This is a genomic window from Paenibacillus sp. GCM10023252, from assembly GCF_042653305.1.
Lineage (GTDB): Bacteria > Bacillota > Bacilli > Paenibacillales > Paenibacillaceae > Pristimantibacillus.
The window spans coordinates 1-17,667 of record NZ_JBHSHW010000027.1; the positions used below are offsets into that span (position 1 = coordinate 1).

General features: G+C 55.5%; 11 protein-coding genes. 9 read left to right on the forward strand and 2 right to left on the reverse strand.

Annotation, left to right across the window (positions count from 1 at the left end; genetic code table 11):
- Positions 1 to 533: 533 nt before the first annotated feature.
- From ACFO9Q_RS15160 to ACFO9Q_RS15180, 5 genes are all read left to right on the forward strand, one after another.
- Complete coding sequence (locus tag ACFO9Q_RS15160; protein WP_379183694.1) at positions 534 to 1,355, forward strand: alpha/beta hydrolase; 822 nt, start codon at positions 534 to 536, stop codon at positions 1,353 to 1,355.
- A 202-nt stretch (positions 1,356 to 1,557) separates the two neighbouring features.
- Positions 1,558 to 2,652 (forward strand): DUF3048 domain-containing protein, encoded by a 1,095-nt coding sequence (locus ACFO9Q_RS15165; protein WP_379183494.1) that lies wholly within the window; start codon positions 1,558 to 1,560, stop codon positions 2,650 to 2,652.
- A 271-nt stretch (positions 2,653 to 2,923) separates the two neighbouring features.
- Positions 2,924 to 3,535 carry a DUF47 domain-containing protein gene (locus tag ACFO9Q_RS15170; protein WP_379183496.1) on the forward strand — a complete coding sequence of 204 codons (612 nt, stop codon included), beginning with the start codon at positions 2,924 to 2,926 and terminating at the stop codon, positions 3,533 to 3,535.
- A gap of 24 nt (positions 3,536 to 3,559) precedes the next feature.
- Complete coding sequence (locus tag ACFO9Q_RS15175) at positions 3,560 to 4,561, forward strand: inorganic phosphate transporter (RefSeq protein ID WP_379183498.1); 1,002 nt, start codon at positions 3,560 to 3,562, stop codon at positions 4,559 to 4,561.
- Positions 4,562 to 5,132: 571 nt separating this feature from the next.
- Complete coding sequence (locus tag ACFO9Q_RS15180) at positions 5,133 to 11,402, forward strand: alpha-amylase family glycosyl hydrolase (RefSeq protein ID WP_379183500.1); 6,270 nt, start codon at positions 5,133 to 5,135, stop codon at positions 11,400 to 11,402.
- A gap of 775 nt (positions 11,403 to 12,177) precedes the next feature.
- Here ACFO9Q_RS15180 and ACFO9Q_RS15185 read toward each other — a convergent pair.
- Together ACFO9Q_RS15185 and ACFO9Q_RS15190 are read right to left on the reverse strand one after the other, a co-directional pair.
- Positions 12,178 to 12,573 carry a hypothetical protein gene (locus ACFO9Q_RS15185; RefSeq protein ID WP_379183502.1) on the reverse strand — a complete coding sequence of 132 codons (396 nt, stop codon included), beginning with the start codon at positions 12,571 to 12,573 and terminating at the stop codon, positions 12,178 to 12,180.
- 148 nt (positions 12,574 to 12,721) lie between these two features.
- Entirely contained in the window at positions 12,722 to 13,342 is a 621-nt protein-coding gene (locus ACFO9Q_RS15190; RefSeq protein ID WP_379183504.1) for a hypothetical protein, read from the reverse strand.
- Positions 13,343 to 13,548: 206 nt separating this feature from the next.
- Here ACFO9Q_RS15190 and ACFO9Q_RS15195 point away from each other — a divergent pair, with 206 nt between their 5' ends.
- From ACFO9Q_RS15195 to rlmD, 4 genes are all read left to right on the forward strand, one after another.
- Positions 13,549 to 13,839: a YerC/YecD family TrpR-related protein gene (locus ACFO9Q_RS15195; RefSeq protein ID WP_379183506.1), complete on the forward strand. Its 291-nt coding sequence runs from the start codon at positions 13,549 to 13,551 to the stop codon at positions 13,837 to 13,839.
- Positions 13,840 to 13,841: 2 nt separating this feature from the next.
- Positions 13,842 to 14,642 carry a sirohydrochlorin chelatase gene (locus ACFO9Q_RS15200; RefSeq protein ID WP_379183508.1) on the forward strand — a complete coding sequence of 267 codons (801 nt, stop codon included), beginning with the start codon at positions 13,842 to 13,844 and terminating at the stop codon, positions 14,640 to 14,642.
- Entirely contained in the window at positions 14,639 to 15,553 is a 915-nt protein-coding gene (locus tag ACFO9Q_RS15205) for a diacylglycerol kinase (protein ID WP_379183510.1), read from the forward strand. The genes ACFO9Q_RS15200 and ACFO9Q_RS15205 overlap by 4 nt, the downstream gene beginning before the upstream one ends.
- An 80-nt stretch (positions 15,554 to 15,633) precedes the next feature.
- Positions 15,634 to 17,169, forward strand: a complete 1,536-nt coding sequence (gene rlmD, locus ACFO9Q_RS15210; protein ID WP_379183512.1) for a 23S rRNA (uracil(1939)-C(5))-methyltransferase RlmD — start codon at positions 15,634 to 15,636, stop codon at positions 17,167 to 17,169.
- The last annotated feature ends 498 nt before the right edge of the window (positions 17,170 to 17,667 follow it).

Genomic DNA, 17,667 nt, shown 5'->3' on the forward strand with positions numbered 1-17,667 from the left:
CCTCTCCCTTATCTATAGAATAATAGATTGTTAGGAGAGACTCCAGTTCCATTACGGGGCCTAGGAGTAAGTGCACCAGAATGAGCGCCGGCGCCAGTCCGCGAGGCGAATGTGGTGCATAAGTGCACCAGAATGACCGCCGGCGCCAGTCCGCGATACGAATGTGGTGCAGAAGTGCACCAGAATGAGCGCCGGCGCCAGTCCGCGAGGCGAATGTGGTGCATAAGTGCACCAGATCAACCGCCGCCTCCAATCCGCGAGGCGAATGTGGTGCATAAGTGCACCAGAATGAGCGCCGGCGCCAGTCCGCGAGGCGAATGTGGTGCATAAGTGCACCAGAATGAGCGCCGGCGCCAGCCCGCGAGGCGAATATGGTGCAGGAGGTTGACACCGAGCCGCCTGCCATTATAGAATACACGTATACACTAATTCATAGTATACGGGTAGGAATTATATAGATTAAGTGGAGTGGACTCACTTCAACTAGATAGAGCAGAGGGGACTGGATGACGATGACTAGGGAGGCAGCGGCGATGGAGAAGCAGCTTGTACTCAGACATGAAGGGCTGGAGCTGACAGCTACGCTTCATTATCCGACGAACGGGAGCAATGATGATCGGAAGAAGAAGCAGGCCATCATCATCTGCCACGGCTTCATTGGCAGCAGAGTCGGCGTGGACCGGCTGTTCGTGAAGGCTGCCAGGGCGCTGGCGAGGGAAGGCAACTACGTATTGCGATTCGATTATGGAGGCTGCGGCGAGAGCAACGGAGATTACGGCTCACTCGGCTTCGACTCCATGATCGATCAGACACGTACGGCCATTGATTATGTGGCCAGCATGGACTGCGTAGATCCAACTCGAATTGTGCTGCTGGGACATAGTCTGGGCGGGGCTATTGCCATCGAGACCGCGGTGAAGGATAAGCGGATTAAGCGCATTGTGCTGTGGTCTCCCGTTGCTTACCCATTCAATGACATCGTCAGGATCGTGGGCCGCAAGGGGTATGATGAGGCTGTGAACAGAGGCGGCACGGATCATTCCGGCTTCACTCTTCAGCCCGCCTTCTTCGACTCCCTCATGCAGCATCAGCCGTTCCAATCGGCTCCGAAGTTCAGCGGCGAGGTGCTGCTCATTCACGGCACGAGTGATGAGCTCATCCCCGTCGACTACAGCTTCCTGTATCAGAAGGTGTTTTGGACCCGGAGCGAGGGGTTGTGCGACAAGGAGATTATTTTCCAGGCGAATCATACGTATTCCTCCAGAGCGCACCAGGAAGAGGCGATTCGGGTAACGTCGGACTGGCTGTCCGGCCTCGATAAGCGTCAAGAGGAATGGCATCATTGGAGCATATAAGAGGACTTCAGTCCTTATGTGTGAATAATATTATGTGTGAAAAAAAACAACCGCTCAGCCCACGACGCCTGAGCGGTTGTTCATATGCCCACGAATGCTAGGCGCCCCGCCCTGCACCACATAAACTCCTGCCTGACAGCCCTCCTATATTGTGATTAAATGGAAGGAGCATCATACTCCATCGTGAAGGCAGGGATCACGTATGTCTATTATCGGCAGCAGCGGCCAGCACAGTCTTCGTACTATCCTCATTCTAATCCTCACTCTGGCCTTCGCACTGACCGCTTGCAGCGGGAATGACGGCAATGAGCCAGCACCTTCGGAAGGTCAAGAGGTTACCGCTCCCCCTCAAGGAACGGCCTCCCCAGCAGCGTCTCCTGCAGCTGACTTGCCTTACGCCGCGCCGCTCACAGGAATTCGCCAGCAGGAGGAGCCGGCAGGCCGGCCTTACGCGGTCATGATCAACAACTTCGCGGCTGCGCGTCCTCAGTCCGGGCTGAGCGAAGCCGATATAGTGTGGGAAGTGCTCGCCGAAGGAGGAATTACACGACTCGTCGCCATCTTCCAGAGCAAGGCCGCGGGCGACTTCAACATTGGTCCGATTCGCAGCATTCGTCCATATCTCATTGAGCTGGGAGAGACTTACGGCGCCGTCCTCGTTCATGCCGGTGGCAGCAATGACGCTTATGCGATTCTGCGCGGACAGAAGAAGGCATATCTCGACGAGATTACGAATGCGGGAGGCGCATACTGGCGCAGCAAGGAGCGCAAGGCTCCGCATAACCTCTACTCCAATCTGGAGAGGCTGCACACGGCTGCGGATAAGAAGGGCTACTCGAATGAGCTCCCGATTCCAGCGTATACATTCACAGACGGATTAACTCCTCCTGCAGGTGTGCCGGCCTCTGAAGTGAATATCTCCTTCCTGCTTCAGAGCTATCAGGTTAACTATACGTACGACAGCGAAGCCCATCTCTACAAGCGGTCTCTGGGCGACCAGCCGCATATCGACCTGAATACCGGGGAACCATTGACCGCAGCGAATCTCGTCGTCCTTGGTGCGAATCATCGAACGCTGGATGGCGAGGGACGGCTCTCGGTTGACCTCAGCAGCGGCGGCAAGGCTATACTGTTCCAGCTGGGTACGGCAGTGGAGGCAGAGTGGGTTCGCAGTCCCGACGGGCTGATTCGGATTGTGAAGGACGGCACCGAGCTGCCTTTTGCAACGGGCAAGACGTATTATCATATCGTACCGAACAAGCCGACCTTCGCGGAGCACATTCGGTATGGTGAATAAGTTAGACAGACAGCCCCCCCTTCGCGGGTAAAAACAAGCCAACTCGGACACACTTCTAGAAAGGTGTAGAAGAGGAAGCGGCTTACAGCATGACAGCTGGCGGTTCTCCTCGGAGGACCGCTAATTTTGTGGCGAAAAATCGAAGAATGTAAAAATAATTAAGAATTTGCACGAACGTTTACAATCTCTTAACAAAACTAAAGTAAACTATGTTAAGATATTCTGGGCTTGTTCGAAGGGCCTACACATCCAGTGGATAAAGGGGATTACGATGTTTAAGAAAAAGGATATTTTCTTCTCAACGTTTGAAGAGATGGCTGATACTCTGGTTGAAGCGGTACAATTCTTCGGGAATGGGCTTAACGACTTGTCGGATGTTGGCGCATTCGCCAAGACGATGAAGGAATACGAGAGCAAGTGCGATAAGTACGTTCACACCATTCTGAAGGAACTGAACAAAACGTTCATTACACCTATTGAGCGTGAAGACATAATGGCTCTTGTTACTTCACTCGATGATGTGCTTGACGGTATTGAGGCCTGCGCATCGCGCTTCGAGATGTACGATATTCGGGAGAAGGACGAGTACATAACGCTCTTCGGCGACATCCTTGTCCGCTCTGCTCAACAGATTCACAAGGCGATCTACCTGCTGACGAAGAAGAAGCTGCTTGCCATCCGTGAACCTAACATTGCCCTTAATGAGCTGGAGAACCAGGCTGATGATCTTCTCCGCGTTGGAATCAAGAGCTTGTTCACGAATGTAACAGATCCTATTCAGCTCATGAAGTACAAGGAACTATATGAGATGCTGGAGCAGACGACGGACTATTGCGAAGACGTGGCCAACACGCTTGAATCCATCATCATGCGCAACAGCTAACCATAGGGAGTAGGAGTTATTCTAATGGATGCAACAATAATTTTGTGGATTGTCGTATTTTTGGCTCTGGCCTTTGATTTCATAAATGGATTCCATGACACGGCGAACGCCATTGCCACTACCGTATCGACTCGTGCGCTGAAGCCTCGGGTTGCGATTCTGCTCGCTGCGACGATGAACTTCGTAGGAGCGATCACCTTCACCGGAGTTGCGAAGACGATTGGAGGAAGCGTAGCGAATCCCGCGGATCTCGAATTCGGGGTTCAAGTCGTAATCGCAGCGCTGATCTCTGCCATTGCATGGAACTTGATTACTTGGTGGTTCGGCATTCCTTCCTCGAGCTCCCATGCTCTGATTGGCTCCCTAGCTGGTGCCGTTATCGGAGCAGCAGGCTTCTCGGCGATCAACAAGGAAGGCTTCACTGACATCATGAAGGCACTGCTGTTATCACCGCTCATTGCCTTCTCCATCGGCTTCATCCTCATGTGGATTCTGAAGAAGGCGTTCGCCAAGGCAAGCCCGCATTCGATCAACAAGGGCTTCCGGTTCGGACAGATCATTACAGCGGCGTTCCAATCGTTCTCCCATGGTACGAATGATGCGCAGAAGGCGATGGGGATTATCACCTTCGCTCTTGTAGCTGCTGAAGTCCAGGACAACTATGACGTACCACTATGGGTGAAGATCTCCGCAGCTGTAGCGATGGCGCTCGGAACGTCCGTCGGCGGCTGGAAGATTATCAAGACGATGGGCACGAAGATTTTCAAGATTGAGCCTATTAACGGCTTCGCTGCTGATATCGGTTCAGCTGTGGTTATTCTAACCGCTACGGTCATTCACCTGCCGGTCTCCACGACGCATGTTATTACCTCATCCATCTTGGGTGTGGGCAGTGCGAAGCGATTCTCCTCCGTGCGCTGGTCGGTAGCCGGCCGGATTGTCATTGCATGGGTCATCACGATTCCAATTACAATGTCCTTCGCGGCGCTGGTGTACTGGATTATTGAGAAGCTGTTCTTGCAATAGAGTATGGGAAGACTGTCATACTGTTAAGCGCATGAAGACTTGTAATGCCCAGGCCTGCTGACTTGCCCCTTATGGGGGCGGGGAGCGGGTCTTTTTTTCATTGTGAAAAGATTGTTGACACCGCTTTCATTGCGGTGATAGTATATTCGGTAGGAGGATTGTGCAAACGTTAGCGCAATTCGGAGGATGACGGTATAGGATGTTCAGCTCTTACATAACTCGTGAGGAGGGCTTCTATTAATTGAGTAGAAAGTGAGCTTGTATGTGTGTAGAATGCGTTGCACACATTTTTGTGCAAACGCTTGCACCAAAGTGAAGGGCATCTCAAGGTGATCTTAAGTTGAGCTCAAGTTCGATTAAGAATGTTGGTTGCTTACGCTGAATCAAGAGCTAGTGCCGTGTGAAGAGAAACTCCAACTCGAGAGGGGAAATGGTTGTGCAAGGGAGAAGCAGTGGAAGTGGGAGTGGGAGTGCAAGTGGAAGTGCAAGTGCAAGTCGAGGTAGAGGTAGAGGTCGAGGTCGAGGTGGGAATCGAGTTAAGAAACGTGTTAGTTCAGTGCTAGTGTGGGTCATGATGATTCAGGTGATGCTGGGTGCGGCGCTGCTGCCAACGGGCGCAAGCGCAGCAGCAGGAGCAATAGCAACAGCAGCTGCGGACACTTGGCAAGGCCAGCCTGGCGGGCTGAATAAGTGGTTCCTGGTCGGAGCGCTGCCAGGGCAGACTTGGAAGCAGGATGCGCCGGAGTACCAATTCACTCACCTGGTTGATGGCTTCTATGCCTACTCCGTTGTGCTTGAAGCGGGCACTTATCCATTCAAAATAGTAAAGAACGGCACTTGGGACGGTTACTCCAACAATGGAGGCAACTTCTCTATGACGCTTACTGAACAGACCAAGGTGACCTTCTATGTGAACGACAAGCTGGGACAGGCTAGAATCTCCATCCCTGACGTAGAGGGCTTAACACCATATACACCACAGCTTGCGGATGACAAGCAGCCGCGCCTGGTCGGCGACATCCAGGCTCCAGTATTCGGGGAGACGAACTGGAGCCCCGAGACCGCGAAGCAGCTGTTCGTCGATTACAACTTCGACGGATCGGTCTATAAGCTGCAGCGGACGATTCCGGCAGGCAGCTACAATGTGAAGGCAGCGTTCGGTCCGAACTGGAACGAGAGCTACGGGGCGAAGGGAGGAAGCGACCTGGCGCTGAAGGTGCTGGATGAGTCTGCGGTTATTTTCACAGTGGATTATTCGGCTGCGGACCGCTTCCTGACTCACAATTATCAACCGAAGGACGGCGCGTATGACGGCCAGATCGACAAGACGAAGCTCAGCTTCGACAGCCGTCAGCTCACCTATCGCAAGCCGTTCGGCGCGATTAAGCAGCTGGCACAGGACCTGACGCTAAGAATTGCCGCAGGCAAGAACGACGTGCAGCTGGCGAAGGTCGAGCTGACGAGCGGGGATGGGCTGTCCAAGACGTATAACATGATCAAGGCGACGACGATCGGCGAGCTCGACTACTACGAGACGACGATTCCGAAGAGCGTGTTCGACACGATCGGCATCTGGGGCTACAAGTTCATCCTGATCGACGGTGGAACGAAGGTGGAATACGGCGATGACGGCGTGCGCGGCGGTACAGGTGCAGCGGCGGCGGAAGGCGCGTTGCCCTATGATCTGACGGTGTATGCAACCGATTACAAGACTCCAGACTGGATGAAGAACGCGATCGTCTATCAGATCTTCCCTGACCGCTTCCTGGACGGTGACAAGACGAACAACCGGGCGAAGCTGAAGGACGGCGTTCGCGGTGTTCGTAATGATAACGGAACGAACAGTCCGATTACCTCCACACCGATTCAATACTTCGATGGCGGCGTACCGAATGATCCTGCAGCCAGCCAAGTAGAGGGCGACTGGAGTGATGTGCCGGAGAATCCAAGACGGATTCTGCCGGAGAACAGCTACAACTTCCCGGGTGCGACATCCGACGGTGTCTTCACGAATGAATTCTATGGCGGTGATATTGCCGGCATTGAGCAGAAGCTGGATTACTTGAAGTCGCTAGGTGTGACCGCGCTCTACCTGAACCCGGTGGCATGGGCGGCATCCAACCATAAGTATGATGCGACAGACTACAAGCATCTCGATCCGATGTTCGGCAAGCCGGTGTACAACACGCCGGGAGACCCGCTCTCTGGGTTGAATTATGATGAGACGCGCGAGGCTTCGGACGGGGTGTTCAAGGCTTTTGCCAAGGCGGCTCGTGCGGAAGGGATGGCGCTGATCACAGATGGCGTGTTCAACCACGTCGGAGATGATTCGATCTACTTCGACCGGTACGAGAAGTACCCTGAGATTGGAGCTTATGAGTTCTGGGCGAAGGTGTGGGATAAGGTGAACGCGGGCGCGTCCGAAGCGGATGCGAAGGCCGAGGTCATCGCTTCCTATACGGCGAAGACTAACCCGGCAACGGGTGTCAAGTACGCTTACCCAGATGACTTCGACTATATCGGCTGGTTCACGGTGGAGAATAAGAAGGTAGCGGATGACAGCGGCAAGCTGCGCTACAAGTATGAAGCTTGGTGGGGCTACGACTCCTTGCCGGCTATGGATGCGAAGGAGCCGGAGGCTGGCGATACCAAGGCCATCCAAGGACTTCATGAATGGAACCTCATCACCTACCGGGATGAAGTCATTGGCTACAACCTGGAAGGGCTATCGGACGACAAGGCAGCGGAAGTGATGCAGTCTACCGCTTCGCAGCGCTGGATGTGGATGGGGGCACAGGGCTGGCGGCTTGATGTGGCTCCAGATGTGACCTCCGGGACGTGGAAGAAGTTCCGCGAAGCCGTGAAGTCTACGGCAGGACGTACGAATGGCAATGGCGAGGAGATCCTCGATCCAATCATTCTTGGGGAAGAGTGGGGCGTCGCGACGCATTACCTGCTGGGCGACCAGTTCGACTCTGTCATGAACTACCGGTTCCGCGGTGCTCTGCAGAGCTACATGATCAGCGGCAACGCGGCAGCGATGAATGCAGCGCTGGAGTCCATCCGCGAGGATTATCCGCAGGAAGCTTGGCTCGCGATGCTGAACCTCGTCGGCTCCCATGATACGACGCGCAACATTACGAAGCTGGACCACCCGAACTGGGAGGAAGAGAATCTGAAGATTGCGCCAGCCGCGACAGAGAAGGCTCTGAAGCTCCAAGGTCTGACGGCCATCCTGCAGATGGGTTATCCTGGTGCTCCAACGATCTACTACGGAGATGAGCTGGGTCTGGAAGGCACGAAGGATCCGGATTCCCGCCGTACATTCCCGTGGGATCGGGTGAGCGGGTCGGCTGGAAGCTATGAGGGTGTTGGTCGACATGCCGAGTTGTTCAACACGTACACGCAAGCGGGTAAGGTGAGAACGGAGCATGAGGTATTCCGCACGGGCGACCTCAAGACAGCCTACGCGAAGGATGATGTCATCGTCTACGCCCGTACCAATGGAGCGGAAGCGGGGCTCGTCGTCGTTAACCGTTCGGAGACCGAGCAGCAGATTACAGCCGATGTGACCGGCTTCCTGCCGGCTGGCCTGACGCTGAAGGATGAAGTATACGGAACTGCAGAAGCTCAAGTCGGCCCCTCGGGCAAAATCTCCCTAACCATCCCGGCACTCACCGGCTACCTCATGGTATCTCAGCAGCCGCTGGTGAATGTGCCGAAGGTAGAAGGGCTTGCAGCGACCGGTGGCAATGGGAAAGTGTCTCTTAGCTGGCAGCCGGTAAGCGGCGCGGTGAAGTACAACGTCTATCGCTCTGCGATGGAGGGAGCAGCCCTGACTCTGGCCGGTACAGTTGATGCACCGACTGTGAGTTATACCGATTCAGGGGTCGTCAACGGAACGAAGCAATATTACGCAGTAACGGCCGTTATCGGAGATGCGGAGAGTGCACAGCCGGATTCGATGGCTTCGGCTACACCAGCTTATGAGGTGGCTGGGGTGGAGCTGGTTACGCCAGCTGCTGACCTGACCATCGGTGTTGGCAAGACGACCAGCGAGATTGAAGTGGCGGTCGATGTGCCGGGGCTGACGGACGACGCGGCTTATACAGGCAAGGAAGCAGCAGGACTGACAGCAAGATTGTTCTATTACGACGCGGCGGCTGGTGCTGCTTCGGCAGCGGATGTGAAGCTGCGCTTCAAGCGTGACGCGGCTGGCGGCAAGAAAGTCTACTACGGCGTATTCGAGCCGACGGCAGCTGGAGAGTATCACTATTATGCGAAGGTATCCACGAACAACGGAGAGAGCTATACGGATTCAGCCGAGGCTGTGCTGAATGCCGCTGCAGATGGTTCAGATACGACGGCTCCGGTTGGCCCTGAGCTGGGGGATATCCTGCAAGAATCGAACCGGGCTGCTCTGGGCTGGACCTTGGGAGCGGATGATACGGTGAAGGGGCTGGAAGTGTATCGCAAGGCAGAAGGCGAGTCTGCGTTCACGAAGCTGGCGGTGCTGGGGGCTGAGGCTAGAGCGTATATCGACTACACCGTCAGCAATGATGTGTCCTATACGTACAAGGTGGCTGCCTTCGATGGGGCTTACAACCGCACGGATTCCGGCGAGAAGAGCGTCACGCCTAAGGTCGTCATGGTCGATGTGAAGCTGCGGCTGCATCTGCCAAGCTACACACCGGCAACGGATGATATCTATCTGGCGGGCGATCTGAACGGTTGGAACGCATCGGGCAACAAGCTGAATGTACCGAGCGGTGCAACGTCAAGAGATGTCGTGGAGTATTCCTTCCGGATGATGGCGGGTAAGCAGATTCAGTATAAGTACACCCGCGGCTCTTGGTCGACCGAAGCCTTCTCCTCCCATACGAGGAAGGCGGACGATACCGAGGATTACGGGAACTGGGCGTACAGCTCCACCGATACGAATATGAGACTGACGATCAGCAACCAAGGCGGCAATCAGATGATCGTGGACGATTATGTACTGCGCTGGGTCGATATGCCGATGGCGGTGACGCTGCCGCGATCCTCGTTCGGCGAGGACATTGAGTATACGACGGACCAAGCTTCGGTGAAGCTGAAGGCGGTTGTGCCTTATGGCGTGCTTTTCACCATTAATGGGGAGCCGATCAAGGACGAAGAGATGGACGAATACGGCAATGTGCTCGTGGATGCGCTCCCTCTGAAGTCGGGGCTGAACACGTTCGAGCTGCATATTGAGCCGACCGCCGAGACGCTTGCGCAGCCTTGGTATACGGATAAGGGCCGTGCGGGGCAAGCGACGAAGACCGTCATGATGCGCATCACGCGAACCGGAGGGGAAGTGGATCTGGGAGATGGCGGGGGTGATGGGGGAACTGGCGGTAATAATGGCGGGAATAATGGTGGTAATGGTGAAAATGGCGAGAATAATGGAAGCGCTGGAACCAAGCTGGAAGTAACTGTTGTTGAACAGAATAAGACTATCATCGGTTCCGTATCCAAGGAAGCTTGGGAAGCCGCTTGGAAGCTGGCTGTTGCAGCTGCGGGAGAAGGCGGAACGGGTGGAGCAGGTGGAACAGGTGGAACAGGTGGAACAGAAGGAACAGAAGGAACAGATGGGAAGCCGCTGTTGACGGCTGTGTTCGATCAGGCAGGTGAGCGCTATGCGCTGGAGCTTCCTGCAGGGATATTGAAGGAAGCAGCTGCTGCTGGAGCCGTAGTTGTGGTCAAGACACCGCTCGGCAGCTATGAGCTTCCGCTTGCTGGCATTAGCGGCAAGGTGCTGAAGAAGCTGTACAAGAAGGATGTCCCATTAGATGAGCTGAAGGTCGTTATCTCTCTCGGTAAGGCGGATGGCAAGACTGAGGATAAGATGAAGGCTTCGGTGAAGAAGGCTGGCGCTTCGCTCCTTGGCAGCCCGGTAAAGTTCGACGTTACGGTGGACTGGAAGGGTGACAAAAAGGAAGTCTCTGACTTCGATGGGGTGTATGTGACTCGTCTGCTTGCTGTGGACAGTGAGAGTGGGAACGCTGCGGACAGCAGCAGCGCGAACGATCAGAGCGGCAAGAGTGGGAACGGTGCGGACAGCAGCAGTGGGAACGATGCCGATAGCAAGGGCAACGAGAATGTGTTCGGGGCGATGTTCGACCCGGTCACGGAGCAGTGGAGCTATGTGCCGACGGAGCTCGTGACGTCGGCGGATGGGAAGCTGTCCGCAGCGCTGAAGCGTCCGGGCAACAGCATCTATGCGCTGCTGGAGCGAGAGGCATCGTTCGCGGACAGCAAGCAGCATTGGGCGCGCGCGGAGATCGAGTGGATCGCGTCGCGCATGATTGTGGAGGGCCGACGAAGCGAGGAATTCGCGCCGGAGGCTGCAGTGACGCGAGCGGAATTCGCCGCGATGCTCGTTCGGGCGCTAGGCCTGGAAGGCGGCCTAGCGGGCGAGGGTGCAGGTGCGACAGGCTTCACGGATGTGAAGGCTGGAGCATGGTATGAAGGAGCGGTGGCGACAGCCTCGCGCTTCGGGCTCGTTCAAGGGAAGTCGGCGGAGATGTTCTCGCCGAATGACCGTATCACCCGCGAGGAACTCGCGGTGATGCTATCGCGCGCGGCGAAGCTGGCCGGCGCGGAGCTGGGCTCGGCTGCTGCAGGTGATGGCAGCAGCCAGCCGTTCAAGGACCACGCGGCGATCAGCGCGTGGGCCAGAGCAGCCGTTGATGAAGCCGCTAAGGCGGGCATCCTCAAGGGCAACCCAAGCGGCCTATTCGAGCCGCAAGGGGAAGCAACGCGCGCCGAGACAGCGGTCATGCTGACCCGCTGGCTGAAGGCAGCGAAGCTGGGCTAGACAGTGATTTACGAGCAAGCCGAAGAGCGGTCCCAACCGGGACCGCTCCTTGGCATGTCTATAGAATTTCATGTATCGCCATCCAGGTGCAAAAATGCACCATATCAAGTAGTCGAGACCTGCCGAGCCGCCAACGAGGTGCAAAAATGCACCATATCAAGTAGTCGAGACCTGCCGAGCCGCCAACGAGGTGCAAAAATGCACCATATTGAGTAGTCGAGACCTGCCGAGCCGCCAACGAGGTGCAAAAATGCACCATAACTATAGAGTGAGGCGAGCGGGGGAAGTAGATGATAGTCCTCGTCTGAAGGTCGGATGAGATAGGAGCAGAAGTGGTTACTACTTAGGTACCTCCTTGCTCGCTAACCAATAGGTGCAATTTATACCCTATTCACGCTCGCATGACCTCACTAGCTAACCAATAGGTGCAATTTATACCCTATCCACGCTCACATGACCTCACTAGCTAACCAATAGGTGCAATTTATACCCTATCCACGCTCGCATGACTTCGCTAGCTAACCAATAGGTGCAATTTATACCCTATCCACGCTCGCATGACCTCGCTAGCTAACCAATCTAAGAAACTAAATTGTTCACTTAGCGCTCGGTGGACAATACAATTGCTAAAGGGACCTAAGTAGTAACCAGAAGTGCACCTATTGCGATGCTTGTGAGGGTCCGAGAGTCGAGATAGGAGCAGTAATGCACCTATCCTATGATGCCCACGGGTTGAGAGCTTCTGTGGTGTATGGTCTCCAAGCTCCCAACCATTTTAATCCTCTTCGATCTCCCTCTTGCCCCACAACAGATCAAAGAAGCTTATGGCTATGGATAAACCAAATGGCGTACTCATAGTAGAAAGATCAAGGTCTTCGGGGCTGAATATCAGCTTGATTATAATTAAAGGAATACTTAAATAGATAAACCACTTTACGAAGGTGTACAATCGCTTCCTCATCTCAGCCCACCGCAGCTTCGACATATGGTAAACAAGCGCACATGTTATGTAAAGAGCATAGGCAATCGAAAAAAATAAATAGCCAATGAGAAACTTGTAGGCTAGGGATTGTCCGTCACCAATGCCTAGGTAGGCTAACGTGATTGCAGCAATTGTACTCACAATGAATAAAAGGTAAAGCATAACGTGCAGCGAAGCAAATCTTCTCATATCCCGTTCAGTTCCCCTCGTATATCTTCCAATAAGCAATCATCTCACATAACATCCTGCTTGTTGATTGGTAATTGATGTGAAAATGAAAAAGAGCGGCCCCACCATCGGGAACGCTCTCCAATCCATCCTACGAAACAGCCCGCCCCTACCGAGGGCGCTTCACCGGCTTTCGCCGGCGCTTCACTCCGCCGGCAGCGCCGCCTGCCTTGCCGCCGCTGCCGGGCTTGCGCTTGCGGCGCTTCTTCGGCGGCGTCCATTCGCCGCCTTCGTCGTCGCTGACGGTGGCGCCTTTGCCGCTTTTGCCGAAGGAGCCCATAATGACCTTCACCAGAGGCGCCATCTGGGAGACGCTCGACATCACCTTCTGCACCTTCGTCACGGTACCGAGGATGCCATCGATGCCGCCCATCCGGTCAACGAACCCCTTGATCTCCTGCAGCTTCTCCATCGAGAATATACTCGACTTGTCATCCGATGCCGTCTCAACGAGCTCAGCAGCCGTCTTCGGCACGACGACGACCGGAACAGCCTCCTCTACGACGGGCACGGTAGGAGGATAGCCGGTCATACCGCCAGGACCTGGCTGGTACCCTCCCCCGAATCCCCCGCCTAAGCCGCCGGGACCCATGCCCATGCCTGGACCTCCGTACGGCTCGGAGACGCCGGGGAATAACTGGCTTACCTGGCTCTTGCCATCACGCGTATTGCCCTGTACCGCCCGCGGCCTGCTCGTGGGGCTGAGGCCGGGATAATCACGGGTATTCACACGTATCACAACCCTTTTTTTTATAATAGTCTATGGCATAGGCGAACATACGGATTGGACGAATGTCCCGGGTTCCGCACAATAATTCAGCTATAGCCTGCCTGCATCTGCATAGTCTTCAGTGCTGTAATGCGGTAATGTTGATAATTACCCTCGATAACTGATACAATCAGAGTATTGAGTTCTACTAGGGAGTGAACGTTTCTATGCAGCTTAAGAAGCTGAATGATAAGGCGATCGACCAGTTATTTGAAGCGGTTCTGACGCTGAAGTCGGTCGAGGAGTGTTATGTTTTTTTCGACGATCTATGCACGGTTAACGAGATTCAGTCCCTCTCACAGCGGCTGGAAGTGGCACGCATGCTGGGCAAGGGAAGTACATACAACCAGATTGAGGCGGAGACAGGGGCGTCAACGGCTACAATCTCTCGGGTCAAGCGTTGTCTGAATTACGGGAACGATGGTTACAAAATGACGCTAGACCGACTAGGTCGCTAGCCATGTCAACGAAGCTCGGTATACTGGTCATCTCCCACGGTTCGCGTGAAGCGGAGTGGGTGGGGCTGGTCGATCGCGCGGTAACCGCCGCTGCCTCGGCAGCAGAGCTGACCGGTGTGCCGGTCTACTCCTCGTTCCTCGAGATCGTGGAGGGCAGGCTCATCCAGGACGGTGTGGATGCGCTGGAAGCGCTTGGCGTTACGGAGCTGTTCGTCCTGCCGCTGTTCGTCTCCTCCGGGAGCACGCATGTCGATGAGATCGGGCAGGCGTTCGGCTTCCCGCGAGCTTATCAGCTTGAGGGCGACCTCGGCACATTCCGCACCGCATCAGCTACCACGGTTCATATGGGCCTGCCGATCGATGATGACCCAGACATTGCGGAGCTGCTGCTGTCGAATATAGCAGAGCTCTCGGACCAACCGTCCGAGGAGTCGCTACTCCTCGTTGCCCACGGCAGCAAGGAAGCTGGCTTCCACGGGCGCTGGAGACAAGGTCTTACGAGTCTAGCGGCGCGAATGCAGGATCTAGGCGGCTTCCGCAGGGCAGAGATCGCGATGCTGCTGCCGAACCAGGCTGGCTGTGTGCTGAAGGCGATGCAGCGACGAGAGCCGGAGGCCGCGGTTATTGTGGTGCCAATCTTCCTAAGTACAGGGTATTTCACCAATCATGTGATTCCGAATAGGCTAACCGGGTTAACCTATCGATATAACGGCCTAGCGATGCTGCCCCATCCCGCGATTGAACGCTGGATGCAGCGACAGATGATCGCTTGGACGCGAGGGGCTGGGGGTAGAGAACAGTGACGAATAAGAGAGCAAGACTCATATATAACCCGACATCGGGCAGAGAAGAGATGAAGCGGCGGCTGCCGGACATTCTGCAGAAGCTGGAGTCAGGCGGGATCGAGACGAGCTGCCACGCCACGACGGGCGAGGGAGATGCGACTCTGGCAGCTGCGGATGCAGCGGAGCGCGGCTTCGACATTATTATTGCGGCCGGCGGCGACGGGACGCTCTATGAAGTGATCAACGGCGTAGCGGAGAAGCCGCATCGTCCGCCGCTCGGCATCCTGCCGCTCGGAACGACGAATGACTTCGCACGCGCGACGGGCATTCCGAAGCATTGGGAGTATGCGTGCGACCTGATCCTGCAGCAATACACTCGGCCGATTGATGTGGGGAAGGCGAATGAGCGCTTTTTCATCAATGTGGCGGGCGGCGGCTCTCTGACGGAATTGACCTATGAAGTGCCAAGCCGGCTCAAGACGATGATTGGGCAGCTGGCTTATTATATGAAGGGTCTGGAGAAGATGACTAGGCTCCGGCCCACCGAACTGAGCTTCACCGCTCGCGGCGTTGGCGAGTTCCACGATGAATTCATGCTATTCCTCATCTGTAATTCCAATGCGGTCGGCGGCTTCGAGAAGCTCGCCCCGGATTCCAAGCTGGACGACGGCCTGCTCGATGTGCTGCTCGTGCGCAAGTGCAATCTGCCGGAGTTCATCAAGCTCGTCACCGCCGCGCTGCGCGGGGAGCATCTGAATGATCCGCATGTGATCCACTTCCGGACCGATGAGCTGAAGGTGACGACGCCGGATTATGTCCAGATTAATCTCGACGGCGAGTACGGCGGCAAGCTCCCGTTCACCTTCTCCGTGCTGCCGCAGCATCTGCAGATCTTCGCGGACGAGACGGGCGAGTCGACTTACCGGTAAGCTACAATTGAACAGAGTATTCCAATGAACCGTTGCGACGATTGTTGCGACGGTTTCTACTATAGAGCGGAGCGATTGACATGAACAAGCAAGACGGCAACAAGAACAGAGGCAGAGGCGGCCGCGGCGGCCGAGGTGGAGCAGGTGCAGTAGCTGGGGTGAGAGCAGGAGCGGGACGCGCAGGGACACCAGTCGTATACGACACCCCCGTGGTGAAAAACGACGAGGTAACGCTCGACATCATCGGTCTCACCCATGAAGGTGAAGGGGTTGGCCGTGTAGACGGCTACACCCTATTCGTGCACGGAGCGCTCCCGGGCGAGCGCGTCCGCGCGAAGGTGCTCAAGGTCAAGAAGCAGTATGGCTACGCCAAGCTGCTTGAGATACTGGTCGAGAGCCCGGACCGGGTAGGCCCGGCCTGCTCCATATTCAGTCAATGCGGCGGCTGCCAGCTGCAGCATATGGACTACGAGGCGCAGCTGCGCTGGAAGCGGCAGTCCGTCATCGACAGCCTCGAGCGGATCGGCAAGCTGCAGGTTGCTGAGGACAGTAGCTCAGCAGCGGGCGAGGGCGTCGTTGTCCATCCTACGATCGGGATGGACAACCCGTGGAACTACCGGAACAAGGCTCAGGTTCCGGTAGGGGAGAGCGGCGACAGCGGCAGGCTGATCGCCGGCTTCTATGCCAGCGGCAGCCACCGGATCATTGACATGGACCTCTGCCACATTCAGGACGACCGCAACGACGAGGTCGTTCGGGTCGTGAAGCAGATTGGCCTCGAGCTCGGCATCTCGGCATACAATGAGGAGACTGGCGGCGGGATCCTTCGCCATGTTGTCGTCCGCACCGGCTTCGTCACCGGTGAGATCATGGTCGTGCTCGTCACGAACGGGACTCGCCTCCCGAAGGGAGAGCAATGGGTGGAGCGTATACGCGCAGCGCTGCCGGACGTGCGGAGCATCGTCCAGAACGTCAATACGCGCAGCACCAACGTCATCTTCGGCGACGAGACGCGTACCCTGTGGGGCAGCGACGTCATCTATGACGAGCTCGATGGCATTCGCTTCGCCATATCGGCTCGATCCTTCTACCAGGTCAATCCCGTCCAGACTGTCGCCTTGTATCGCAAGGCTGTGGAGTATGCCGGTCTGACCGGCACGGAGAAGGTCATCGACGCCTATTGCGGCATCGGCACCATCTCGCTCTTCCTCGCTCGCCAAGCGGGCCATGTCTACGGCGTCGAGATCGTCCCCGAGGCCATCGAGGACGCCAAGCGCAATGCCGAGCTGAACGGCATTGCCAACACCACCTTCGAGGCCGGCCCAGCCGAGGTCGTCATCCCTCGCTGGAGCGAGGAAGGCTCCGCCGCAGACGTCATCGTCGTCGACCCCCCGCGCAAGGGCTGCGACCCCGCCCTGCTGGACACCATCCTCGCGATGCAGCCAGCTCGCGTCGTCTACGTCAGCTGCAATCCCGCTACTCTGGCGCGTGACCTGCAGGTGCTAGAGCAGGGCGGCTACCGGACGGTGGAGATTCAGCCGGTGGATATGTTTCCTCAAACTGTGCATGTGGAGTGCTGTGCGCTGATAGTTAGAAGTAATGTAGACAATGATTAAACTTGTGCTATTCGCAATAAACCCATGCTAAAAATCGAATAAAGTCGTGATAAATCATCGAGGAAGTAATTGATGGCATCAATGTTATGCCTCCAACTACCCACGAACAGCCGATCGATCTTCAGGCATTTGTCCTGATTTTCGTTCGGCTTTTCTTTTCTCCAGGCTTTGCTGGATTACGCTTCAGATGCCGTTTAAACCTTTCCTCAGGCTACTTCTCCCGCATATAAAACACCTGTAAAGCCGTACCAAACCTGAATTTCTCAGGCTTCTCCTCGCTCTTTTTCTCACGCTATAAATGTTTTCCAGATCTCTCCCCACACCTCTAATCAGCTCTTTACCTGGACTTGCTTCCTGCTTGCAGTAGCCCTTGAACTTCCCCTAATTTCTATCTTTTTTACCTTGCCTTCCCCTGCACTGATGTCACGACATTATTCAGATTATAATAAAGTTTTGATACAAAAAGTTGAGTCGAAAGTGGAGAAAAACACGGTTTTG